Origin of the sequence: Methylobacterium sp. WL1 (assembly GCF_008000895.1) — a bacterium.
In the GTDB taxonomy this organism is placed as follows: Bacteria; Pseudomonadota; Alphaproteobacteria; order Rhizobiales; family Beijerinckiaceae; genus Methylobacterium.
Map to the genome: position 1 here is coordinate 2,498,845 of NZ_CP042823.1, position 23,324 is coordinate 2,522,168.

The 23,324-nt window shown below is 70.5% G+C and carries 18 protein-coding genes and 1 other RNA gene; 7 read left to right on the forward strand and 12 right to left on the reverse strand.

Annotation, left to right across the window (positions count from 1 at the left end; all coding sequences use genetic code 11):
* Positions 1-43: 43 nt before the first annotated feature.
* The 10 genes from murD to arsH all read right to left on the reverse strand — a co-directional run bounded on the left by murD (position 44) and on the right by arsH (position 11,321).
* Positions 44-1,408 (reverse strand): UDP-N-acetylmuramoyl-L-alanine--D-glutamate ligase, encoded by a 1,365-nt coding sequence (gene murD / locus FVA80_RS12210; RefSeq protein WP_147907441.1) that lies wholly within the window; start codon positions 1,406-1,408, stop codon positions 44-46.
* 206 nt (positions 1,409-1,614) lie between these two features.
* A complete protein-coding gene (mraY, locus tag FVA80_RS12215) occupies positions 1,615-2,700 on the reverse strand; it encodes a phospho-N-acetylmuramoyl-pentapeptide-transferase (RefSeq protein ID WP_147907442.1) in 1,086 nt (361 codons plus the stop codon).
* Positions 2,701-2,800: 100 nt separating this feature from the next.
* Positions 2,801-4,252, reverse strand: a complete 1,452-nt coding sequence (locus tag FVA80_RS12220; RefSeq protein ID WP_147907443.1) for a UDP-N-acetylmuramoylalanyl-D-glutamyl-2,6-diaminopimelate--D-alanyl-D-alanine ligase — start codon at positions 4,250-4,252, stop codon at positions 2,801-2,803.
* Positions 4,253-4,283: 31 nt separating this feature from the next.
* Positions 4,284-5,744, reverse strand: coding sequence for a UDP-N-acetylmuramoyl-L-alanyl-D-glutamate--2,6-diaminopimelate ligase (locus FVA80_RS12225; protein ID WP_147907444.1), 1,461 nt, complete (start codon positions 5,742-5,744; stop codon positions 4,284-4,286).
* Positions 5,745-5,754: 10 nt separating this feature from the next.
* A complete protein-coding gene (locus FVA80_RS12230) occupies positions 5,755-7,665 on the reverse strand; it encodes a penicillin-binding protein 2 (protein ID WP_147907445.1) in 1,911 nt (636 codons plus the stop codon).
* 6 nt (positions 7,666-7,671) lie between these two features.
* Entirely contained in the window at positions 7,672-8,085 is a 414-nt protein-coding gene (locus FVA80_RS12235; RefSeq protein WP_147856841.1) for a hypothetical protein, read from the reverse strand.
* Positions 8,082-9,149: a 16S rRNA (cytosine(1402)-N(4))-methyltransferase RsmH gene (gene rsmH / locus FVA80_RS12240; protein WP_246692383.1), complete on the reverse strand. Its 1,068-nt coding sequence runs from the start codon at positions 9,147-9,149 to the stop codon at positions 8,082-8,084. The genes FVA80_RS12235 and rsmH overlap by 4 nt, the downstream gene beginning before the upstream one ends.
* 404 nt (positions 9,150-9,553) lie before the next feature.
* Positions 9,554-9,952: RNase P RNA component class A (rnpB, locus tag FVA80_RS12245), an RNA gene on the reverse strand.
* Positions 9,953-10,004: 52 nt separating this feature from the next.
* Positions 10,005-10,445 (reverse strand): VOC family protein, encoded by a 441-nt coding sequence (locus FVA80_RS12250; protein WP_147907446.1) that lies wholly within the window; start codon positions 10,443-10,445, stop codon positions 10,005-10,007.
* Between the two features lie 129 nt (positions 10,446-10,574).
* Complete coding sequence (gene arsH, locus FVA80_RS12255) at positions 10,575-11,321, reverse strand: arsenical resistance protein ArsH (protein ID WP_147907447.1); 747 nt, start codon at positions 11,319-11,321, stop codon at positions 10,575-10,577.
* Positions 11,322-11,371: 50 nt separating this feature from the next.
* Here arsH and FVA80_RS12260 point away from each other — a divergent pair, with 50 nt between their 5' ends.
* The 7 genes from FVA80_RS12260 (at position 11,372) to FVA80_RS12295 (ending at position 20,637) form a co-directional block, all read left to right on the forward strand.
* Positions 11,372-11,722, forward strand: a complete 351-nt coding sequence (locus FVA80_RS12260; protein ID WP_147907448.1) for a metalloregulator ArsR/SmtB family transcription factor — start codon at positions 11,372-11,374, stop codon at positions 11,720-11,722.
* On the forward strand, positions 11,715-12,155 hold the full coding sequence (gene arsC / locus FVA80_RS12265) for an arsenate reductase (glutaredoxin) (RefSeq protein ID WP_147907449.1): 441 nt from the start codon (positions 11,715-11,717) through the stop codon (positions 12,153-12,155). The genes FVA80_RS12260 and arsC overlap by 8 nt, the downstream gene beginning before the upstream one ends.
* Before the next feature lie 27 nt (positions 12,156-12,182).
* A complete protein-coding gene (locus FVA80_RS12270; RefSeq protein WP_147907450.1) occupies positions 12,183-13,478 on the forward strand; it encodes an arsenic transporter in 1,296 nt (431 codons plus the stop codon).
* 4 nt (positions 13,479-13,482) lie between these two features.
* Entirely contained in the window at positions 13,483-14,688 is a 1,206-nt protein-coding gene (locus FVA80_RS12275) for an MFS transporter (RefSeq protein ID WP_147907451.1), read from the forward strand.
* Positions 14,689-14,781: 93 nt separating this feature from the next.
* On the forward strand, positions 14,782-17,403 hold the full coding sequence (gene pepN / locus FVA80_RS12280; protein ID WP_147907452.1) for an aminopeptidase N: 2,622 nt from the start codon (positions 14,782-14,784) through the stop codon (positions 17,401-17,403).
* A 179-nt stretch (positions 17,404-17,582) separates the two neighbouring features.
* Positions 17,583-19,913, forward strand: coding sequence for a PAS domain-containing sensor histidine kinase (locus tag FVA80_RS12285; protein ID WP_147907453.1), 2,331 nt, complete (start codon positions 17,583-17,585; stop codon positions 19,911-19,913).
* A gap of 439 nt (positions 19,914-20,352) precedes the next feature.
* A complete protein-coding gene (locus FVA80_RS12295; protein WP_147907454.1) occupies positions 20,353-20,637 on the forward strand; it encodes a hypothetical protein in 285 nt (94 codons plus the stop codon).
* A 56-nt stretch (positions 20,638-20,693) separates the two neighbouring features.
* Here FVA80_RS12295 and FVA80_RS12300 read toward each other — a convergent pair whose 3' ends face one another.
* Positions 20,694-21,839, reverse strand: coding sequence for a GNAT family N-acetyltransferase (locus FVA80_RS12300; RefSeq protein ID WP_187193657.1), 1,146 nt, complete (start codon positions 21,837-21,839; stop codon positions 20,694-20,696).
* A complete protein-coding gene (locus tag FVA80_RS12305) occupies positions 21,836-23,191 on the reverse strand; it encodes a lipopolysaccharide biosynthesis protein (protein ID WP_147907455.1) in 1,356 nt (451 codons plus the stop codon). The genes FVA80_RS12300 and FVA80_RS12305 overlap by 4 nt, the downstream gene beginning before the upstream one ends.
* Between the last annotated feature and the right edge of the window lie 133 nt (positions 23,192-23,324).

Genomic DNA, 23,324 nt, shown 5'->3' on the forward strand with positions numbered 1-23,324 from the left:
GCAAACGGTACCCGACCTTTCGAAACCCTGCCGATCGATGCCCTCAGGGCAGCGCCTGCACCAACGCCCGGAACCTGTCACCGCGGATCTCGAAGTTGCGGAATTGGTCGTAGGAGGCGCAGGCCGGCGAGAGCAGCACCACCGGCTCCGGCGCGCCCGAGGCGGCGGCGTTCTCGGCGGCCCTGGGGACCGCGACGTCGAGGGTCTCGCAGCGCGTGTAGGGCACGACCCCTTCCAGGGTGGCCGCGAAGGCGTCCGAGGCCGCGCCGATCAGGTAAGCATGGGCGACCCGCTGGAAATACGGCACCAGCGGGAAGATGCCGCCCTCCTTGGCCTTGCCGCCGAGGATCCAGTGGATGTCCCGGAAAGCGGTCAGCGCCTTCTCGGTGGAATCCGCGTTGGTCGCCTTGGAATCGTTGACGAACAGCACGGCGCCGCGCCGCCCGACCTCCTCCATCCGGTGCGGCAGTCCCGGAAACGAGGACAGGCCGGCCTGGATCGCCTCGGGCGTCAGCCCGAGCGCGCGGGCCACCGCCACTGCCACCGCCGCGTTCTGCCAGTTGTGGGCGCCGCGCAGCGAGCCGATGCCGTTGACGTCGGCCAAAGCCGTCCCGTCGGGATCGCGGACGATGCCGTCGCGCACCGTCACGGCGTCGGCGCAGAGCGCGTCGCCGGCGGGTACGTGGACGCGCACGAGGTCACCGGCGCGCCGCTCGGCGATCGCCCGGCTCGGGCCGTCGTCGATCCCGACCACCGCCAGCCCGGCGCCGGCGATCAGGCGCTCTTTGATGGCGGCGTACTGCTCCATGGTACCGTGGCGGTCGAGATGGTCCGGCGTGATGTTCATCAGCACCCCGACCGTGGGGTCGAGACCCGGGGTCAGGTCGATCTGGAACGACGACATCTCGATCACGTGGACGCGGCCGGCATCCGGCGGCGCCAGCGACAGGATCGCGGTGCCGATGTTGCCGCCCATCTGCACGTCGCGCCCGGCTTGCGCGAGCACGTGGGCGATCAGCGCCGTGGTGGTCGACTTGCCGTTGGTGCCGGTAATCGCCACCAACGGCGCCTCGGGCGACTGCGCCCGGCGCTCCCGGCAGAACAGCTCGATATCACCGATGATCTCGACCCCGGTCTCGCGGGCGAGCCGGACGGTCCAGTGTGGCTCCGGATGGGTCAGCGGCACGCCGGGGCTGAGCACCAGGGCCATGAAGCCGGACCAGTCGGCCTCGCGCAGATCCTGTGTGCCCAGGCCCGCATCCTGCGCGCGCGCCACGCTGTCGGCGTTGTCGTCCCAGGCGATCACCTCGGCGCCGCCGGCCTTCAGCGCGTTGGCCGTGGCCAGCCCCGAGCCGCCGAGCCCGAACAGGGCGACCTTCTGGCCCGCGAAGACGGTGACGGGTGTCATGGGAAACTCAATTCAACGTGGGAACATCGCCGATCCCACCCAACCCCCTCATCCTGAGGTGCCTGCGCCAGCGGGCCTCGAAGGAGTCCTCCAGGGGTCACGCGGCCGGCTGGAGGGCTCCTTCGAGGCGTCCGCTTTGCGGCCGCACCTCAGGATGAGGGCCCGATTGGGATCGGCCGTAGTGGTACATAGTCTAGCACAGTTTCTCAGCGCAGCTTCAGGGTCGCGAGGCCCGCGAGCGCCAGGATGACCGCGATGATCCAGAACCGGATCACGACCTGCGGCTCTTTCCAGCCCTTCTGCTCGAAATGGTGGTGGATCGGCGCCATCCGGAAGACGCGCTTGCCGGTGAGCTTGAACGACGCGACCTGGATGATCACCGACATCATTTCTAGGACGAACACGCCGCCGACGATGGCCAGGACGATCTCGTGCTTGGTCGCCACCGCGATGGTGCCGAGGAGGCCGCCCAGCGCCAGCGAGCCGGTGTCGCCCATGAAGATCTGGGCGGGCGGCGCGTTGAACCAGAGGAAGCCGAGGCCGGCGCCGATCACCGCGCCGCAGACGACTGCGAGTTCGCCGCTGTCGCGGACATAGTTCACCTGGAGATAGCTCGCGGTGAACGAGTTGCCGACGAGATACGCGATGATTCCGAAGGTGCCGCACGCAATCATCACCGGCACGATCGCCAGGCCGTCGAGGCCATCGGTCATGTTCACGGCGTTGCCGGCGCCGACGATCACGAAGGCGCCGAACAGGGCGTAGAACCAGCCGAGATTCAGCAGCGCGTCCTTGAACACGGGAAAGGCGAGCTGGTTCTGCAGGGCGGCCGGCGAATAGACGGAGACGATCGTGCACGCCGCGATGGCGATCATCGCTTCCAGCGACAGCCGGAACTTGCCGGAAAAGCCCTTGTGCGACTGCTTCGTCACCTTGAGGTAGTCGTCATAGAAGCCGATCGCCCCGAAGCCGAGGGTGACGGTCAGGGTCACCCACACGTAGTGATTGCGCGGGTTGGCCCAGAGCAGGATCGCCACGACGGCGCCAGCCAGGATCATCAGCCCGCCCATGGTCGGCGTGCCGCGCTTGGTCAGCAGGTGCGTCTGCGGCCCGTCCTCCCGGATCGGCTGGCCCTTGCCCTGGCGCAGGCGCAGAAGGGAGATGATCCACGGCCCGAACCAGAACACGAACAGGCCCGCCGTGAACAGCGCGCCGCCGGTGCGGAAAGTGATGTAGCGGAAGACGTTGAGCGGCGAGAACGTGCCGCTCAGTTCCGAGAGAAGGTACAGCATCCGGGCGCTCGGCCCCTTTGTTCAGGCGCGGGTTTCGGGGAGCGGCACCGATCGTCGCGAACGCTCGGGCGTGTCGATCATGGGGCGGATCACGGACGGATCACGGGGCGGCGGCCATTCCGCGCCGCGCCGGGTCGACCGCGTAGCGGGCTTTCAGCACATCGACAATCCGCCCCATGCGGCTGCCGTTCGATCCCTTGACCATCACGGCATCGCCGGACCGGAGGTTGCGGGTCAGCGGCTCGATCAAGTCGGCTGCGGTGTCGGCGACGCCGCCGCGGCGGCTCACCGGCAGCGCTTCGAACAGGTGGCGCATCAGCGGCCCGGAGGCGAAGACCAGGTCGATCCGGGCGGCCTCGATCGCATCGGCTAGGCCGCGATGCAGGTCGTGGGAGGTCGCGCCGAGTTCCAGCATGTCGCCCAGCACCGCGATGCGGCGGCCGCGCGGGCCGGTCTCGATGCCGGCGAGCGTCGCGATCGCGGCTCGGACCGAAGCCGGGTTGGCGTTGTAGCTCTCATCGACCAGGTAGGCGGTGCCGCCGTCGATCTCGAGGGCGGTGCGCTCGCCGCGCCCAACTGGCGGACTCAACCCGGCGAGCGCCAGGGCCGCCTCTGCGAGATCGGCGCCGAGCGCGTGGACCACCGCCATCACGCCCAGCGAGTTCAGCGCCGCATGCCGCCCGGCGGTTCCGAGCTTGTAGGTGACGGGCTGCCCCATCACGACGGCGTCGACCACCGACAGGTCGGGGCGCAGCACGATGGTCTGGGCGCGCACGTCCGCGTCCGGATGCTCGCCGAAGCTGACGACCCGGCCCGCGCGCGACGCCCGCGCATGGGCGATCAAGCGGTCGTAATGCTCGCCGTCGCGATTGATGATCGCCACGCCGCCGGGTTCGATGCCGGAGAAGATCTCGCCCTTGGCGTCCGCGATGGCTGCGACCGAGGCGAAATGCTCGATATGCACCGGCTCGACCGTGGTGATCAGCGCGATGTCGGGCCGGACCTGGGCGGTCAGCGGCACGATCTCGGCCGGGTGGTTCATGCCGATCTCGAACACGCCGTAGCGGGTGGCACGCGGCATCCGGGCGAGCGTAAGGGGCACGCCCCAATGGTTGTTGTAGGAGGCTGCCGAGGCGTGGGTCTCGCCCTGCCCCGCCAGCACGTGGCGAAGGGCCTCCTTGGTCCCGGTCTTGCCGACTGAGCCGGTCACCGCCACGACCTTTGCGTCGGTGCGCGCCCGGGCGGCTTCGCCCAGACGGGTCATGGCGGTCAGGACCGGGTCCGCCCCCGATTCCGGGACCGCCAGCACCGGGCCGTGGGCGGTCAGATCCGTGGCGCGGGCCTCGCTGACCACGGCGGCGCCGGCGCCGCGCCCGAGGGCGCTCGCGACGAAGTCGTGGCCGTCGCGCGCTTCGCCTCTGATGGCGAAGAACAGGTCGCCCGGCTGCAGCGTGCGGGTGTCGATCGACGCGCCGCCGATCGGGCGCCCTTCGCCGAGCAAGCGCCCGCCTGTGGCGGTTTCGAGTTCGTCGCGGGTCCAGAGTGCAGTCATGTCAGCCCCCGGTCACCATCTGGCCGCGCCATCAGCGTGCGGCCTCGGCGATGGCGGCGCGCAGGACCTCGTGGTCCGAGAACGGCAGCGTCCGATCTCCCACGATCTGGCCGGTTTCATGGCCTTTGCCGGCGACGACCAGCACGTCGCCGGGTCCGAGCCGCCGCACGGCCGAGCCAATCGCCTCGGCCCGGTCGCCGATTTCGTCCGCATTGGGCGCCGCCGCCAGGATCGCCCGCCGGATCGCGTGGGGTTCCTCCGTGCGGGGATTGTCGTCGGTGACGATCACGACATCCGCCAGGCGCTCTGCGATCGCCCCCATCAGCGGGCGCTTGCCCCGGTCGCGGTCGCCGCCGCAGCCGAACACCACCATGAGCCGGCCGGACGCGAACGGCCGCAACGCGGTCAGCACGCTCTCTAGTGCCTCGGGCTTGTGGGCATAGTCGACCAGGCACAGGCCGCCCCCCGCCTCGCCGATCCGCTCCATCCGGCCGGGTACGCCGGTGAGGTGGCTGAGGGCCGCGAACACGCCGTCCGGGTCGGCGGCGCCGGCCGGGGTCGCGAGGGCCAGGCCGGCCGCCACCAGGGCGTTCTCGACTTGGAAGTCGCCGACGAGAGGAAGGCGCACCGTGCGGGTCACACCCTCATGCAGAAGCGTGATCGCCTGGGTGAAGCCGTCGGTCCCCGTTGAGACGAGGCGGATATCCGTTCCCGCCCGTCCGACCGTGCGGACCGACCGCCCTGCGCCCTCAGCCGCCGCGATCACCCGCTCGGCATAGGCGCCGTCGGCGTTGACGATCGCCGGGCAGCCTTGCGGCAGCAAGTCGGTGAACAGGTGCAGCTTGGCCGCCAGGTACTCCTCGATGCTGGCGTGATAATCGAGGTGGTCGCGGCCGAGATTGGTGAAGCCGGCTGCCGCGAGACGCACGCCGTCGAGGCGGCGTTGCTCGATCCCATGGGAGGACGCTTCCATGGCGAGGTCCGTGACGCCCTCGCGAGCGAGCCTGGCCAGGGTCTGGTGCAGCGTCACCGGGTCAGGGGTCGTCAGCGAGCCGTATTCCGCACCGCGATCGGTGACGATCCCGACGGTGCCGAGGCTCGCGGCGTCGCGGCCGAGCCGGGACAGGATCTGACGGACGAAGTCGGCAACCGAACTTTTCCCCGCGGTGCCGGTGACCGCCAGGACGGTGGCGGGCTGTGCACCCGCAAGTCGCGCGGCGGCGAGCGCCAGCGCGCGGCGGGCATCCGCCACGGCGATCCAGGCGACCGCCTCGGGCAGGTCCGCGGGGCGGTCCCCCTCCCCGGCCACCGCGACGGCGCCGCGTGCGGCGGCCTGCGCGGCGAACAGGCGGCCGTCGGCCTTCGTGCCGGGCACCGCGACGAACACGACGCCCGGCGCGACCTGCCGGCTGTCGGCGGTCAACGCCGACACGGTCTGGTCGGCGGATGGGCCGGCGATCTCCGGGAAAAGGTCCGCAAGCCGGGCGATCATAGCCGCACCATCATGGGCCGCCCAACTGGTTGATGTGGTAGGCATTGAGCTTGACCATCTGAGGGAACGGTCGCACCGGCGGCTCGAATTGCGGCGGCAACCCCAGGATCGGGGCGACCCGCTCGATCACCTTGCCGGTGACGACGCCCGAGTTCCACGCCGCGGTGGCGTAGCCGCCCGATTCCGGCAGGCCCTGCGGCTCGTCCATGATGGTGATGAAGAGGTATTTCGGGTCGTTCATCGGCGCCGCCGCCATGAAGGTGGTGAAGAGGCGGTTGTGGATGTACCGCCCGCCGATCACCTTCTCGGCCGTGCCGGTCTTGCCGCCGACGAAGTAGTACGGGACCGCCGCCTTCTTGGCAGAGCCCTCGGCCGCGTTGAGGCGCATGATGTAGCGCATCGCCTCGGAGGTCTGGCCGGAGAGGACGTGCGTGGCGCGGGCCTTGTCTTCGGGCGCCGCCTTCAGGAAGGTCGGGGTGATCAGGTCGCCACCGTTGGCGATGGCGGCGACGGCGGCCGCGGCCTGGATCGGTGCCACCGCGATGCCGTGGCCGAATGCGATCGTGATCGTGTTGATCTCGGTCCAGCGGGATGGGACGATCGGGGCGGCGCTCTCGGGCAGCTCGGTGCGCAGCCGGTCGAGCAGGCCCATCTTCTTCAGGAAGGCCTTGTGGCCGGGCACGCCGACGCCGAGCGCCATCTTGGCCGAGCCGATGTTCGACGAGTGCGTGAACACCTCCGGCATGGTGATGACGCGGTTGGTGCCGTGATACTCGTGGATCTTCTGCCGGCCCCAGTTCAGCACGCCGCCGCGGGTGTCGAAGGTCGAGTTGACGTTGTACTTGCCGGAATCGAGGGCCATGGCCAGCGTCATCGCCTTGAAGGTCGAGCCCATCTCGTAGACGCCGACATTCATGCGGTTGATGCGGTCGGGCGAGAGCGCGTCCTTCGGGTCGTTCGGGTCAAAGTCCGGCATCGAGACCAACGCGATGACCTCGCCGGTCTTGACGTCGAGGATCATCGAAGCGCCGGCCTTGGCCTTGAAGTGGTCGATGCCCCAGGCCAGCTCGTCGCGCACGGCGAACTGGGCGCGCAGATCGATGGACAGCTGCACCGGCTTCAGGTCGGCCTGCTTGCTGACCAGCCCGAAGCTGTTGAGCGCCTGGAGGCCGGTCGAGTCGATGTACTTCTCCATGCCGGCGATGCCGACGCCGTCGAGATTGGTCGCGCCCAGGATGTGGGCGGCGGCGACACCGTTCGGGTAGACCCGCTTGTGGTCCGGCAGAAAGCCGATGCCGGGGATGCCCAGGCGGTGGACCTCGGCTTGTTGCTTCGGAGTGAGCTCGCGCTTCACCCAGACGAAGCCCGCGCCCTTCTTGTCCTTGCGCGAGGACAGCTTGGCGCGCAGCTCGGAGGCGTTGAGTTCCGGCAGGACCGCGGTCAGCAGCTCCACCGCCTCGTCCTTGTCGTAGATGTTTCCGGGCTCGGCGAAGACCGAGACGGTGCGGATGTCGGTGGCCAGGATCTCGCCGTTGCGGTCGACGATGTCGGGCCGGAACGCCGTCGAGGACGCGGCCGCGACCCGGTGCTCCTGGCTCGGCGGATCGCCGAACACGGCCATCATCAGCAGCTTGGCCGAAATCGTCCCGAACACCCCGACGAACACCAGCCCGACTAAAGCGACGCGCATGTGCGAGCGCTCGATGGCGAGCCGGAACATGCTCCGCACGAACGCCTTGGCGCGGACGGCACGCATGTCCGGGTGCAGCGCCCGGGCGGCGGCCTCGAGCGCCGACGCATCCTGCTCCGACACGGCGTAGTGCGCCGCCTCGTGGGCCGGTGCGTCGGTCTCCCGCACAGCGTGCTCCGAGATCTGCACCTCGGCAGCCGCGTCTCTGATCTGGTCGGCGTCTTCGGACACGGGTGATTACCTCGAAGCGGTATTCGGGGTGCGAGTCGTGGTGACGGTGCGGGTGATCGAGCCGGTGGTGCGCGGCTCGATCCCGCCCTTGTCCTTGGGTGTCGCGGTCGCGGCGAGCAGCCGGCCGATCTCGTCGCCGCGCTCCGGGCGGGCGGGCAGGTCCGACAGGCGCGCCAGGTGGCTGGTCCCGATCGGCTCCAGCGCAAGGTGCTTGTCCACCGCGGCCTGCAGCCGGTCCGGCCGGGTCAGGAGCTGCCACTCGGCGCGCAGGACCGCGATCGCCTGCCGCTCCTTGTGCAGGGCGGTCTGCAGCTTCGAGACCTGACCGCCCTGGTAGAGCGTGTCGTACTTGATCGAGTAGGCGTAGATCGCCGAGGCCACGAGGCCGGCGACCGCCAGGAGGTTCAGCAGGCGGATCATCGGCGATGGCCCCCGCGGGCGGCGTCTGGCAGGCTCGCGAGCGCGTGGAGCGCCGCGAGCGGTTCGGGCAGATCGGATTCGGTGCGCTCCGCGGCCCGGAGCTTGGCCGAGCGGGCGCGCGGGTTGCGGGCGATCTCGGCCTCGCCCGGCAGGACCGGACCCTTGGTGACGAGGCGGAAGCTGCGGATCGTCTCCGCTTGGCCGACCGGCAGGTGCCGCGAGCCTTGGGCGGCCCGGCCGCTGCGGGCGGCGAAGAACTGCTTGACGATCCGATCCTCGAGGGAATGGAACGTCACCACCGCGAGCCGTCCGCCCGGGGCCAGGACCCGCTCGGCGGCGTGGAGCGCCCGCACCAACTCGCCGAGTTCGTCGTTCACGGCGATCCGGAGGCCCTGGAAGGTCCGGGTCGCGGGATGGATGTGGCTGCCGGGCTCGACCCACACCACGCTGGCGACCAACTCGGCGAGCTGGGCGGTGGTCTCGATCCGGCCGCGGCGGCGGGCCTCGTGGATGGTCCGGGCCACGGCCCGCGAGCGCCGCTCCTCACCGTAATGATAGATGATGTCGGCCAGCACGGTCTCGTCGGCCTCGTTCACGAGGTCCGCGGCGCTAGGGCCGTCATTGCCCATCCGCATGTCGAGGGGGCCGTCGTTGCGGAACGAGAAGCCCCGCTCCGGGACGTCGAGCTGCATCGACGAGACGCCGATATCGAGCACGACTTGGTCGACGTGGCTTTCGCCGGCCTCGGTGAGCAACGCGTCGAGATCCCCGAACCGGCCCGGCACGAGGCGCAGGCGCCCGCCGGCCTCGCAGACCAGGGCCTGCCCGCCGGCGATCGCCAGCGGGTCGCGGTCGATGCCGATCACCTTGAGCGTCGGATCGGCCGCCAGCAGCGCGCGGGTGTATCCGCCGGCTCCGAAGGTGCCGTCGACGGCGAGGCCGCCCTCGAGCTTGAGCGACTCGACGACTTCGCCAAGCAGAACCGGCACGTGAGGCTGGGCGGATGCGGCAGGCCCGTCGCGGTGCGCGGACGCCGTCTCGGCCGGGGGGCGGCGCCGAATCATGCGCGCCTCGCCGGGCCGGTGCGGGGACAATCGGGGGTTCGGCGCGATCCGGGGATTCCGGCGCGGATGCGGCTCGTGCGTCTCATGGTGCCCTGTGCCGGGCCGCGCGAGCGCGGCGCGCGTGACGGGAACGGCACCGGATGCGGAGCGCGCGAAACGCCGCGCACGGACGGGACCTGCAACTGTGCAGGTTACGTCCGGCGATCCGATACACGCCGTTGACGGGAGGATGCCGGGTATCATGGGCCTCGGAGGATCGTCAACGCGCGAGCCTGGCGCTGGCGAGCCGACCGATCTGACCCCGGTACGGTTAACCGAAGGTTTTTACCGGGCGCGAATCTGGCGCCTCGCGGAGCTTGTAGAGCTCGTCCGCGATCGCCGCGCCGGAGGGGTCCGGGGGTGGTTGGATCAGCCGGCCTATAAGCCGGGTTCTGTAAGGCCGGAACGCTCGCGCGCGCCGACGTGGCGGCCATTCCTCTGGGACGGTCGTTGCCGACCGCCTCGAGCAACCAACCCGGGCGACTGGCCTGGAGAGCGGGCCTGCCCTTCTCGCGAAGGGCGCGCCGCCCCTATTCGGTCTTGCTCCCGGTGGGGTTTGCCGTGCCGTCCGCGTTGCCGCGTCCGCGGTGCGCTCTTACCGCACCCTTTCACCCTGACCCCGAACGCGTCCGGGGCGGTCTGCTCTCTGTGGCACTGTCCCTGGGGTCGCCCCCGCCGGACGTTATCCGGCACCGTCTCTCCATGGAGCCCGGACTTTCCTCCCCGGACGCTGACGCACCCGGAGCGGCCGCCCGGCCGGCTGATCCGCGGGCAGATGCGCCCGCGCCGCCGTCCGGGTCAAGAGTCGCAGATGGATTACCAGCTGCCGGTGTTCTCCATCGACGTCCAGGGCTCCTGCGGCTCCTTGGCGGCGCCCTTCTGCAGGATCTCGATCGAGATGCCGTCCGGCGACTTCACGAAGGCCATGTAGCCGTCGCGGGGCGGGCGATTGATGGTCACGCCCTTGTCCTGGAGCTGGGTGCAGAAGGCGTAGATGTCGTCGACCTGGTAGGCGAGGTGCCCGAAGTTGCGGCCGCCCGAATAGGTCTCCGGGTCCCAGTTGTAGGTCAGCTCGACCAGCGGCGACTTGGTCGCCTGTGCCCGCTCGACATCGCCTGGGGCGGCCAGGAAGACCAGGGTGAAGCGGCCCTTCTCGTTCTCGACGCGGCGGACTTCCTTAAGCCCGAACGCGCCGACGTAGAAGGCGAGCGCCCGGTCGAGATCGGCCACCCGGACCATGGTGTGCAGGTATTCCATCTGGCGGCTATCCCTCTTTCGGAGCGAGGGCCGTCACGACGCCCTCAGCGGAAACGAACATGACCGGCGGGGCCGGCCTCCGTCCTAGCTAGAGCGCGCGTCCCCGGCCGAGTAGGCCACCCGGGCCGGTCATGGCTTGCCGATGCCGATATCGTCTGCCACCGCCCGCAGCCGCTCCGGCTCCCGCTCCTTACGCTCGCTGTAGCGGTCGACGAGATAGTCGGCCCGCTCGCGGGTCAGCAGCGTGAACTTCATCAACTCCTCGCAGACATCGACCACGCGCTCGTACAGCGGCCCCGCCTTCATCCGGCCGGCCGCGTCGAACTCCCGGTAGGCCATGGGCACGGAGGATTGGTTGGGGATGGTGATCATCCGCATCCACCGCCCGAGCAGGCGCAGGCTGTTCACCGCGTTGAAGCTCTGCGAGCCGCCCGAGACCTGCATCACCGCCAAGGTGCGCCCCTGCGTCGGCCGCACCGAGCCTTCGCTGAGCGGTAGCCAGTCGATCTGGCTCTTCATCACGCCGGTGAGATTGCCGTGGCGCTCCGGCGAGACCCAGACCTGCCCCTCCGACCACAGCGACAGCGCGCGCAGTTCCTGCACCTTCGGGTGGTCGGCCGTGGCATCGTCGGGCAGCGGCAGGCCGTGCGCATCGTAGATCCGGACCTCGCCTCCCATGGCTTCGAGCAGGCGCGCCGCTTCCTGGGCCAGGAACCGGCTGAACGAGCGCTCGCGCAGCGAGCCGTACAGGATCAGGAAGCGCGGCGCGTGCGCATAGGGAAGCGCAATTGCAAGCTGCGCCGCGCTCGGCACCGCGAAATGGGGGCGGCTGAGATTCGGGAGGCTGTCGTCGAAGGGCTGGGCGGGCTTGTCCACGGTCAGGCATTCTCGTATGTTCGTACGATCGTCTGATTGTAGAAACGAAAATGGACGAACCGCAAGCCCTCGCGGCCTTCATGGCGCTTGGTCAGGAGCACCGATTGCGGGCGCTGCGGGCGCTGGTGAAGGCCGGCCCGGACGGCATGGCCTCCGGGGCGCTGGCCGGCGCCATCGGCGTGTCCGCCTCGACCATCTCCTTCCACCTGAAGGAGCTGCAGCAGGCTGGACTGATCGGATCGCGCCGTGCCGGGCGCTCGATCATTTATAGTGTCGCCTATCCGGTTCTCGCCAGTTTGGTCGCATTCCTCATGACGGATTGCTGCCAGGGACACCCGGAGATCTGCGCGCCCGCGCTCGCCGCCTGCGGCCCCGGAACCAACGAGGTGGACCATGCCTGATTGCGCCTTCGACGTGGTGATCTACCACAACCCGGATTGCGGCACCGCGCGCAACACCCTGGCGATGATCCGCAACGCCGGCATCGAGCCGCACGTCGTCGAGTACCTCAAGACACCGCCAGCCAGGGCACTGCTCGAGCAACTCCTTGCCCGCGCCGGCCTCTCGGTTCGGGATGCGCTGCGCGAGAAGGGCACGCCCTATGCCGAACTCGGCCTCGCCGACCCGGCCCTGACCGACGCGCAGCTGCTGGATGCCATCCAGGCGCACCCGATCCTGCTCAACCGGCCGCTCGTGGTCAGCCCGAAGGGTGTCCGGCTGTGCCGGCCGTCCGAGCGGGTGCTCGAGCTGCTGCCGCAGCAGCAGGGCGCGGTCGTCAAGGAAAGCGGCGAGCCGGTGGTGGACGAAGTCGGCCGCCGCGTCGGTCTCGCCTGACCCGGCGCCGGAAAGATCCCCGTCCGCATGCTCGCGCTCGTCATCTTCGTCGTCACCCTGATTTTCGTCATCTGGCAGCCGGGGGGATTCGGGATCGGCTGGAGTGCCCTGATCGGTGCGGGCGTGGCCCTCGCCACGGGGGTGATCCAGCCGGCCGACGTGCCGGTGGTCTGGCACATCGTCTGGGACGCGACCTTCACCTTCGTGGCCCTGATCATCATCTCGCTGCTGCTGGACGAGGCCGGCTTCTTCCACTGGGCGGCGTTGCACGTCGCCCGATGGGGCGGCGGGCGGGGCCGGTGTCTGTTTCCCCTGGTGGTGGTACTGGGCGCCGCCATCGCGGCCGTGTTCGCCAATGACGGGGCGGCGCTGCTGCTGACGCCGATCGTGCTGGCGATCCTGTTGAAGCTCGCGTTCAAGCCGCAGGCCGCCCTGGCCTTCATCGTCGCCTGCGGATTCGTGGCGGATTCCACCAGCCTGCCGCTGGTGATCTCCAACCTGGTCAACATCGTCTCGGCGAACTTCTTCGCCATCACCTTCGGGCGTTACGCCGCCGTGATGGTGCCGGTCGATCTGGTGTCGCTCGCCGCCACGCTGCTGGTTTTGGGGCTGTATTTTCGGTCCGCGCTGCCGGTCACCTACCCGGTCGACGAGCTGGAATCGCCCCGCGACGCGATCCGCGACCCGCTGCTGTTCCGGGCGGCGTTCCCGCTGCTCGGCCTGCTGCTCGGGGCCTACTTCGTCACGGCGCCGTTCGGGGTGCCGGTCTCGGTGGTCACCTGCGCGGGCGCGGCCATGCTCCTGCTCCTCGCCCGGACGGGCGGCCGCATCCCGATCCGCAAGGTGCTGGCCGGCGCGCCGTGGCAGATCGTGCTGTTCAGCCTCGGCATGTACCTGGTGGTCTACGGGCTCCGGAATGCCGGGCTGACCGATGCGCTGGCCGGCGGCCTGGTTTGGCTCGCCGGTTACGGGCCGCTTGCGGCGACGCTCGGGGCGGGCTTCGGTGCCGCGATCCTGTCCTCGGTCATGAACAACATGCCGAGCGTGCTCATCGGTGCGCTGGCGATCCAGCAGGCGCCCGACCTGTCGCCGCTGATGCGCGAACTGATGATTTACGCCAACGTGATCGGCTGCGACCTCGGCCCGAAATTCACCCCGATCGGCAGCCTCGCCACGCTGCTGTGGCTGCACGTTCTGGCGAGCAAGGGACAGCGGATCGGCTGGGGCCAGTACATGCGGATTGGCCTGGTCATTACCGTGCCGGTGCTGCTCGTCGCCCTGCTGGCCCTGGCCCTGTGGCTGCCCCTGCTCGGGACGGGATGATCCGGTGGCAGATCGGACCCGCCGCTGGCCGGTGATCTCCGCGCTGGGCGTCGTGCAGATCGTCGCCTGGGGCTCGACCTACTACCTCCCGGCCGTGATGGCCGAGCCGATCGCCCGGGATACCGGATGGCCGCTGGCCTGGATCGTCGGCGGCCTGTCCCTCGGCCTGCTGGTTGCGGCGGTGGTGTCGCCGCGCGTCGGGAGCGTCATCCAGGCGCGCGGGGGGCGGCCGGTCCTGGCTCTGGCGGCCCTGCTGCTGGCGGCGGGCCTCACGGTGCTGGGCCTGTCCCCGACCCTGCCGGTCTTCCTGGCCGGTTGGCTGATCCTCGGCGTCGGCATGGGCTGTGGCCTGTACGATCCTGCCTACGCCACCTTGGGACGCCTGTACCGCGCCGAGGCGCGGTCCGCGATCACGGCTCTGACGCTGGTGGGCGGCTTCGCCAGCACCGTGTGCTGGCCGCTCACGGCGTTCCTGGTCGCGCAGGTCGGCTGGCGGGGGACCTGCTTCGCCTATGCCGGCCTGCACATGACGGTGACGCTGCCGCTGGTCCTCGCGCTGATCCCGCCGGCCCCTCCCCCGGCGGTGGTGACGACCGGGCAAGGGGCGCCCGTCGTACCGCTGACGCCGCGGCAAGTCCGGGCCTTCCTGCTGATGGCCGGCGTGCTGGTGCTCGGCGGCACCATCATGGCGCTGGTCTCGGTGCACCTGCTGACCCTGCTGCAGGCCCGGGGCGTCACCCTCGCCACCGCCGTCGCGTATGGCGGCCTGATCGGGCCGTCGCAGGTCGCCGCGCGGCTGATCGAGATCGCCAACCGGGGCCGGCATCACCCGCTCTGGACGCTGACCGCCGCCTTCGCGCTGGTCGCCTGCGGGCTGCTGCTGCTGGCGTCGCACGAGCCGGTGATCGGCCTCGCCCTGATGATCTATGGGGCCGGCAACGGCGTCTACTCGATCGCGCGCGGTACCGTACCCCTCGTGCTGTTCGGGCCCGACCAGTATGCCGGGCTCGTCGGCCGGCTGGCCCGGCCCGCGCTGGTGGCTCAAGCTATTGCGCCGCCGCTCGGCGCCTTCCTGCTGGAGCGGATCGGGCCCGACGCCCTGTGGGGCCTGCTGGCGCTGCTCGCCGCCATCAACCTCGGCCTGATCGGCGGGCTGTGGCGGCTGAAGGGCGCGGCTCAGAATCGTCCCGGGTGCGGCACGACGCGCTGAGGTTTCCGATCATGGGCCCTCACGCCCCGACCGCGTTGCGCCGGGCCGCGCGAGGGACCAGAACGGGCCAGCCCCCGATCCGGAGAGAGCCGAATGCGCACCGAGACGCCGCCGCTGATCCGCCTGGAGGAATACCGGCCGAGCGACTATCTGATCGACCGCGTCGACCTCGATATCCGTCTCGATCCGCACGCCACGCGGATCGACGCGACCCTGGCCCTGCGTCCGAACCCCGGCGGCCGCGCGGGCGCGCCGCTTCATCTCGACGGTGACGACCTCCGGCTGGTCTCGGTCACCCTCGACGGTACGGCGCTCGCAGGGGATGCCTACACGGCCACGCCATCGGGCTTCGGCCTGCACGCACCGCCCGGGCAGCCATTTACCTTACGCCTCGTCACCGAGATCGACCCGACCGCCAACACCAAGCTGATGGGCCTCTACCGGTCGAACGGGGTCTACTGCACCCAGTGCGAGGCCGACGGCTTCCGGCGGATCACATACTTCCTCGACCGCCCCGACGTCATGGCGGTCTACACCACTCGGATCGAGGCGGACCGGGCCGAGGCTCCGGTTCTGCTCGGCAACGGCAACCTCGTCGAATCCGGTTCCGCCGGGACCGATCGGCATTTTGCGATCTGGCACGACCCGCACCCGAAGCCCGCCTACCTGTTCGCCCTGGTCGGCGGCCGGCTCGGCCAGGTCGAGACGCGCTTCACCACGATGGAGGGGCGCGCCGTCACCTGCGCGGTCTACGTCGAGCCCGGCAAGGAGGACCGCGCCGGCTACGCCCTCGACGCGGTGGTCCGCTCGATGCGCTGGGACGAGACCGCCTTCGGCCGTCCCTACGACCTCGACGTGTTCAACGTCGTCGCGGTGTCCGACTTCAACATGGGCGCCATGGAGAACAAGGGCCTCAACATCTTCAACGACAAGTACGTTCTAGCGAGTCCGGAGACCGCCACCGACGGGGATTACGCGGCGATCGAGGCGATCATCGCCCACGAGTATTTCCACAATTGGTCGGGCAACCGGGTCACGTGCCGGGACTGGTTCCAGCTCTGCCTCAAGGAGGGGCTGACGGTCTTCCGCGACCAGGAATTCTCCTCCGACATGCGCTCCCGGCCGGTCCACCGGATCGCCGAGGTCCGGTCCCTGCGGGCGCGGCAGTTCCCCGAGGATGCCGGCCCCCTCCGCCACCCCGTGCGGCCGCGCGCCTATGCCGAGATCAACAACTTCTACACGGCGACCGTCTACGACAAGGGCGCCGAGATCGTCCGGATGCTGCGCACGCTGATCGGCGCAGACGCGTTCCGGGCCGGCATGGACCGCTACTTTGCCGATAATGACGGCCGCGCCGCCACCGTCGAGGACTTCTTGGCCGCCTTCGCGGCCGTGACGGGCCGCGACCTCTCGGCCTTCGCCCGCTGGTACGAGCGGCCGGGAACGCCGCGCCTGACGGCGACCATGGCGTACGATCCGGCTGCGTCCCGCTGCACCCTGCGGTTCACCCAGAGCCTGCCCGGCGAGGGCGGCCGGGACACGCCGCCGCTGGTGATCCCGGTGGCGCTCGGGCTGGTCGGCGCCGCGGGACCGCTTTCGGGCGCGACCTGCCCGGATGTGCGAGACGGCATCTTCGTCCTCGACGAGACAGAGGCCGAGATCGTGTTCGACGGGGTCACCGAGGAACCCGTGCCGTCGCTGATGCGCGACTTCTCGGCCCCGGTGCGCCTGGATTTCGCGCTGACCGACGCCCAGCGCTTGCGCCTGCTCGCGCAGGACAACGATCCGTTCAACCGCTGGCAGGCGGCGCAGGACGTCGCCCTCCGACTCATCCTCAACCCCGATCCTGCCCGGGCCGACGCGTTCGCGGAGGCGCTCGGGCGCTTCCTGGACGGCGAGGCGCTGTCCGACCCTGCTTTCGCAGCCCTGGTTCTGGCCCTGCCGAGCGAGGGCGAGGCCGCGGACGCGCTGCTGTCGGACGTCGATCCCGATGCGATCCACGGGGCCCGGTTCTCGCTGCGGGCGCATCTCGGCCAAGTTCTGCGACCGCGCCTGGAGCGGCTCGACGCCGCCCTCGCGGCAGCCGACGACGCGGCGTACAGCCCGGACGCAGCGTCGGCCGGGCGCCGGTCCCTGCGCAACGCCGCCCTCGACCTGATCGCGGCGGGCGACCCCGAGACCGGGGCATCGCGCGCCGCGGACCGTCTGGCGCGCGCCACCAACATGACCGACCGGTTGGCAGCGCTCGGGATCCTGGCGCTGATCCCCGGTCAGGCCCGGGAGGGCGCGCTGGCGGGCTTCGCGGAGCGCTTCGCCGACGAGCCGCTCGTCCTCGATAAGTGGTTCGCCATCCAGGCTCAGATCCCCGAATCCGGGACCTTGGAACGAATCGCCCGGCTGAAGTCCCATCCGGCCTTCACCATGATCAACCCGAATCGGGTGCGTGCCGTGGTGGGAAGCTTCGCCTTCGGCAACCCGACTCAGTTCGCTCGGGCCGATGGCGCCGGTTTTTCGCTCGTCGCCGATACGGTCGCGGCCCTCGATTCGGCCAACCCACAGGTTGCTGCGCGGCTCCTGACGGCCTTCGGATCCTGGCGTCGGCTGGAAAAATCGCGGGCTGCCAAAGCCGGCGAAATGCTTAATCGGATCAAGGCCATCCCGGGCCTCTCGCGGGACTCCGCGGACATCGTCGCGCGCACCCTCGGAGGCGGCTAAGATACTGAACTTGCGGTAGAAAACGATTCTCTGGCCGAGTCCGAACCCAGGGGGTGCGTCAAGGCCGAATGGTAAAAAATCCGTGGACAAGCGCCCCTCGAAGATGGTTGTATTCAATCAGATTCGGGGCGCGCGAGACGCCGCGGACGGATCGCAGTTCCCAAGGGTGAGGTTCGGCCATGCCGGAGGCGGCTTCCGCTTCCTTCTCCGCGCGTGCGGAATCGAGTCTTGCCGTTTCCTGGCCGATGCGCGTCCAGGATCCGCGGCTCGGTCTGGTCGAGCGGTGGCTGCGCTACGCCGTGCCGGGCATCCTGGCGGTGTTCCTCGCTTGCCTGATCGGCCTTGCGGCACTCCACATCCAGGGCCAGAAGGCCGAGATCCTGGCCGGCGCCAAGGCCGAGGTCGAGGGTTTCGCTCGGCTGGCCGCCCGGGCGATCACGTCGGCCGGTGGCCGGGCGGGCGATCTGCGTGCGCTGTTGCCGGAGAGCGAGCGGCACCCGGGGCGCCGCCTGCTGCTGCTTCGGCCCGATGCCCGCATCGCCGCCGCCCACCCGCCGCTGCCCGCCAGCTCGACGACCCTGGCCGAGGTGCTCGGTGAGAGCGAGCCGCTCTCGGGCCTGGGCGAGCGCGCCGGTGCCATGGCCCTCGACCTACCCGGCGGCGAGAGCGTGCTGGCGGCCATCCACAGCCTGCCCGACGGGGCCGGTCAGGTCGCCGTACTTCAGCCGATCGAGCCGCTGATGCGCGGCTGGAGCGCCCGGGCCCGGGACCAGATCGTCCTGGTCGCCGCCGCGATCCTGGTGATCGTCGGTGTGGGCCTCGCCTATGGGTTGCAGAGCCGGCAGGCGACCCGCGCCGACCGTGCCCGCGAACAGATCCGCGGCCGCCTGGAGACCGCCCTGCGCCGCGGCGCCTGCGGGCTGTGGGACTGGGACATCGCCCGGGGCCGGATCTACTGGTCGGATTCCATGTACGCCCTGCTCGGCTACCAGCGGCAGCACGAATATCTCTCCTTCGGGGCCGTGAACGCCCTGGTCCATCCCGACGACGGCGACCTCTACAGCCTGGCCCGTGGCCTCGCCGCCAACCAGACCTGCGTCGATCATGCCTTCCGGATGCGCGGGGCCGACGGCGCCTATGTCTGGCTGCGCGCCCGGGCCGAAGTGATGCCGGATGCCACTGATGGTGGCCGCCACCTCGTCGGCATCGCCACCGACATCACCGAGCAGCGGGCGTTGGAGGAGACCAACGCGGCCTCCGACATGCGCCTGCGTGACGCCGTCGAGGCGATCTCGGAAGCCTTCGTGCTCTGGGATACCGGCAACCGCCTCGTCCTGTGCAATTCGAAGTTCCGCCACCTCCACGCCCTCAGCCCCGAGGACGCGCAATCGGGCCGGAGCTACATCGATGTGATGGGCCGGGGTGTGCTGCCCCAGGTCCGACGCGAATCCCCCGAGTCCAACCTGGCGCTTACCGGGCTAGCGGCCCGGACCTTCGAGGCCGAGCTGACCGACGGCCGCTGGCTGCAGATCAGCGAACGCCGGACCAAGGACGGCGGCTATGTCTCGGTCGGCACCGACATCACCAGCCTGAAGCGCCATCAGGAGCAGCTTCAGGCCTCGGAGCGCGAACTGATCGAGACCGTCAAGGACCTCAAACGCTCCCGCCGTACCCTCGAACTCCAGACCCAGCAGCTCGCCGATCTGGCCGAGCGCTACCTCGACCAGAAGGCCGCGGCCGAGGCCGCCAGCCAGGCCAAGTCCGAGTTCCTGGCCAACATGAGCCACGAGCTGCGCACCCCGCTCAACGCGATCATCGGCTTCGCCGACGTTATGGAGAACGCGGTTCTCGGACCTCTCGGCACCCCTCGCTACACCGAGTATTGCCGCGACATCCGCGAGAGCGGCTCGCACCTGCTTTCGATGATCGACGACATCCTCAACATGGCCCGGCTCGAGGCGCGGCGGGTGCGGCTGAACCCGCGGACGATTCCCGCCGATGCCGCCGTCGCATCGGTTCTCGGCCTCGTCGAGGCGGCCGCCCGGGAAAAGGGGATCGCGGTCGGCATCGACGTGCAGCCCGGGATCGAGCTGCTGGCCGATCCGAGTGCGATGCAGCAGATCCTGGCCAACCTCGTGCAGAACGCCGTGAAGTTCACACCGGCCGGGGGCCGCATTGCGGTGCGCGTCCGCCGCGCGGGGGCCAGCACTCACCTGTTCGTCGAGGATAGCGGCATCGGGATCCCGCGCGCCGACCTCGCCCGCCTCGGCCGGCCATTCACCCAGGTCGAGGCGCAGATGACCCGCAGCCACAAGGGCTCGGGGCTGGGGCTGGCGATCACCCGCTCCATGGTCGAGCTGCACGGCGGCTCCCTGCGGATCCGCTCCGAGGAGACGGTCGGCACTGTCGTCCTGGTGCGCCTGCCAGCCCCGGCCCCCGAGCAGACGGACCGCCTCGGCCGCGCTGTCGCCGCACCCCGGAATGACGGTCGCAAGTCGGCCGCTGCCTGAGCCGGCCGGCGCGTCACCGGCTCGTGTCGAGGCCGCCCATCCGCGCCAGCCGACCCTGCTCGACCTGCCAGCGGGCATCGGCCACGGCGCGTGTGAGGCGTCGGATCCGCCAGCGGCGATAGGGCGAGAGGTATCCCCATCCGCCGAGTCCGGCCTCGTGACGGCGCAGGCGTCGCAGCAGGTCCGGCAGCAGCGCCGAGGCCGCGTCGGCGGTGGCGATCTCGATGGCGCAGCTCGGCCCGGAACTCCGCCTTCCAATCCTCCATGGCGACTTCTCCGTGCCGACCCGAACCTATGCGGCGAACCGTCGTCGGTCGCCGGCCGGTGGGCCCGGGGCTCGCCCGCGACACGGAATCGCCCCCACAGAACGCGTGTCGCGATCCGGCGTTTCCCTCGCAAAGGATCCGCTTTCCGGATCGAACTTCGGGAGCCATCAACGATGCGTTCAAGGACTACGCTTCGCCTCATCCTCTCCGCCCTGCTCGGTCTGGCGACTGCGCCGGCTCTGGCCCAGAGCGTCGGCTACGCCACCGGCTTTCCGGGTAAGGACCCGGCCGGCGACGAGGAGATCGGTTGGGGGCCGGCCTACCGGCCCGAGACCAGCTTCGCCCAGCCCGGCACGCCGCCAACGCCCGGTCAGATCGCGGGACGGGCCTATCGAGCCCGAACCGGGCACGGCGTCTACGACCAGGTCCAGGGTGAGGGTCCATACCGCAGCCGGTAGGGCATCGTCCCGAAGCGCCCGGCGTCCGATAGATGACGCCGCATATGGCGTGAACGTCAGCGCCGCCGCAACGCTCTCTTGGCTGCGGCGCGCGCCTCGTGCTCGAACCGGGCCAGCCGCAGGCGCCGCTCAAGGGATAGGGTCCGATCCCCCGGCGGCAGGGCGATGAGTTCGGCCACCTGCGTGCGCTCGCGGTAGAGGTCTTCGAGGGCCGAGCCATCGAGCGTCGCCGAGTCGAGCCTGTCGGCGAAGCCGGTCTCGTGGCAGACGCGCACGATGTCTGCCTCCAGCAGCAGGCCGGGGGCATGGTTGCGCAGATCCTCGTCGTAGGCTGTCTTGAGCAGCGTCGCGGTGCCACCGGAGACCAAGGCGAGGCTGACCGCGATCGGCCGGCCATCGAGCGTCAACGCATCCGCCCGGACCGCGACCGGGCCGGACACATCGGTGAACAGGGCGCGGGCGAGCGTCTCGGTCTCGGGCCGGCAGGCCATGGCGGTCCCGGCCTCGCCCTTCCAGCCCCGGCGTTCGAGGGCGAGGAACGCCGCGACCAACGCGGCGAGATCCGGGCCATGCGTGGCGCTCACATGCGCGAGGCTACCGATCTCGCCGAGCCGACGGGCGCGGCGACGCAGATCCTTGAACCGAGAGCGGTTCGGGTGCCCGGCCAGGAAGGCGGTGTGGTCCTCCCGGCACTCCATCACCGGGCGCTCGAACGCCGCCACCGTGCCGATGGCCCAACCGCGCGCGCGCATGGCCGCGAGCATCTCCGGGATCACTCCGTCCTGCACCGGCAGGAGCGGCCAGCGCCAGGCCCGGCCGCCGGACGCCTGATCCAGGCCGGTGACCAGGGCCGCGACGGTCGCGGCGCGCTCGGGTCCGTCGATCACCAGGGGCGTCGTGGCCGTCACCAGCGGTGACAGGAACGGCCGTGCGACCCGGCCACCGAGGCCGGTGAGGTCGCGCCGGAACGCGAACGGCAGGAGCGCGGACAGGCGATCCCCGCGGTGAACCGTGACGAAGCTCACAGCCGCCGGAAGCATCCCGGCGGCTTGGTGCGCGGCGATCGTTTGGCGTGCGTAATGCGGGTGGGGCGTGGCGCTCGCGGCGAACAGCGCGTCCCACGCCTCTGGCTCCGGTGCCGCGCCGACCGAGACCGACAGGTCGGACGCTCTCACACGCGCGGCGGCCGCGTGGACAATCATCGCGTCGCTCCTGTGGACCAGATCGGGGTCGGCAGCCCGTGCAGGCGTCCCGCGGCGGCGGCCAGCAGCATGGCGCGGGCGATCGTCGCCAGCGCCACTGCGAGCGCGGCGCCCAGGGTTCCAAAGGGCGGAATCAGGGCCAAGCACAGGAGCGCGGCGGCAACCAGCATGGCGGCGGTGATGCCGGCACAGAGGCGCTCCCCGCCCAGCATGGTCAGCAGGTCCTCGCCGGGGCCGAACAAGCTGGCGGCGACGCTCCCGGCCACCAGCACGGCCAGGATCGGGACGCTGGAGCCGAGGCCGGGGCCGAACATCGCCAGTAGGAGGGGGCTTGCGACCACGATCCCGGCCCCGACCAGCAGGGTGGCGGCGGCGGTCAGCCGGCCCTGGCGGCGGACGAGGTCGGCGAGCAGCGGGCGGTCGGCCTGGGCATGGGCGGCACTGTAGCGCTGAAGCGTCGCCGCGCTGGCGGCGAAGTGCACGAACACTACGAATTGCTGGATCCGGGTCGCCGCGAAGTAAAGGCCGAGCTCGGCCGGGCTTACCAGGGCGCCGAGCACGATCACGTCGACGAAGGTGAAGCCGGCATTGGCCAGGTCGATCCCGGCGATCGGCAGGCTCGTGCCGAGCCAAGTCCGCCAATGATAGCGATGCGGCCCGGCCGGCAGGTCCGCCCGCAGGCGCGCCACGAGCAGGGCGGCCTGAAGCGCGGTGGCGATCGCGGCCGCGACCAGCATGCAGGCCATCGCGACTTCGGCCCGGGGCGGGGCTCCGAGCAGGACGGCGCCGACCATGCAGGCCATCATCAGGCTCTGGCGCAGCAGGTAGGGCGGCGCGATCGCGAGCCCGACCCAGTTCTGGCTTCGCGCCACCCCTTCGAGGTAATCCTGGAGGGCGAAGAGCGGCATCACGCACAAAGCCACCGCGATTGGCGCGCGGTATGCCGATGCGAACAAGCTCGGCTCCAGCCACAGCAGGGCCGCGCCTAGACCGGCCACGCTGACGGCCGCCCCGCCGGTCACCAGGGCACCGGCCCGGATATAGCCGCGGGCCAGGTCGAGATCGCCCCGAGCCTGGTCGCCCGGAACGAACCGGCAGGCGCCCTGCGACAGACCGAGGGTGAGCGTGTGGCCCAGCATCGCGGTCCAGACCCACACCGACGCGAAGACCCCGTAGGCGTCCCAGCCCATCAACCGGGCGGCGAGCACCTGTGCCGCGTAGGCGAAACCGGCGGCGCCGACCCGGATTGCGAAGACCGTGAGCGCCGCCCGCCCTGGCCCGGCCCGCAGGGCGTCGAGGCGCCGAGCGGCGGCGGCGAGCAGGGGGCGGGCTGGGACGGCCGTGGCTGACACTACGCGCTCCGCACCGGGCTATTCTCGCGCATCATCCCGAAAGCGGGGTCGGCCTTCAAAGCCGGATGATGCCCATCGATCCCGTGAAGGCGGCGCCAGGAACCTGATATCCTCGGATGCGGGATCTTCGGAT

Coding starts and splice junctions, on each gene's coding strand:
- FVA80_RS12235 (WP_147856841.1), bottom strand. CDS start 8,085: ATGATCCGCCTGCTGAACCTCCTGGCGGTCGCCGGCCTCGTGGCCTCG.
- FVA80_RS12225 (WP_147907444.1), bottom strand. CDS start 5,744: ATGATCGCCCGGCTTGCGGACCTTTTCCCGGAGATCGCCGGCCCATCC.
- FVA80_RS12270 (WP_147907450.1), top strand. CDS start 12,183: ATGCTCGCGCTCGTCATCTTCGTCGTCACCCTGATTTTCGTCATCTGG.
- FVA80_RS12300 (WP_187193657.1), bottom strand. CDS start 21,839: ATGATTGTCCACGCGGCCGCCGCGCGTGTGAGAGCGTCCGACCTGTCG.
- FVA80_RS12260 (WP_147907448.1), top strand. CDS start 11,372: ATGGACGAACCGCAAGCCCTCGCGGCCTTCATGGCGCTTGGTCAGGAG.
- FVA80_RS12220 (WP_147907443.1), bottom strand. CDS start 4,252: ATGACTGCACTCTGGACCCGCGACGAACTCGAAACCGCCACAGGCGGG.
- FVA80_RS12250 (WP_147907446.1), bottom strand. CDS start 10,445: ATGGAATACCTGCACACCATGGTCCGGGTGGCCGATCTCGACCGGGCG.
- arsC (WP_147907449.1), top strand. CDS start 11,715: ATGCCTGATTGCGCCTTCGACGTGGTGATCTACCACAACCCGGATTGC.
- murD (WP_147907441.1), bottom strand. CDS start 1,408: ATGACACCCGTCACCGTCTTCGCGGGCCAGAAGGTCGCCCTGTTCGGG.
- pepN (WP_147907452.1), top strand. CDS start 14,782: ATGCGCACCGAGACGCCGCCGCTGATCCGCCTGGAGGAATACCGGCCG.
- rsmH (WP_246692383.1), bottom strand. CDS start 9,149: ATGATTCGGCGCCGCCCCCCGGCCGAGACGGCGTCCGCGCACCGCGAC.
- FVA80_RS12285 (WP_147907453.1), top strand. CDS start 17,583: ATGCCGGAGGCGGCTTCCGCTTCCTTCTCCGCGCGTGCGGAATCGAGT.
- mraY (WP_147907442.1), bottom strand. CDS start 2,700: ATGCTGTACCTTCTCTCGGAACTGAGCGGCACGTTCTCGCCGCTCAAC.
- FVA80_RS12295 (WP_147907454.1), top strand. CDS start 20,353: ATGCGTTCAAGGACTACGCTTCGCCTCATCCTCTCCGCCCTGCTCGGT.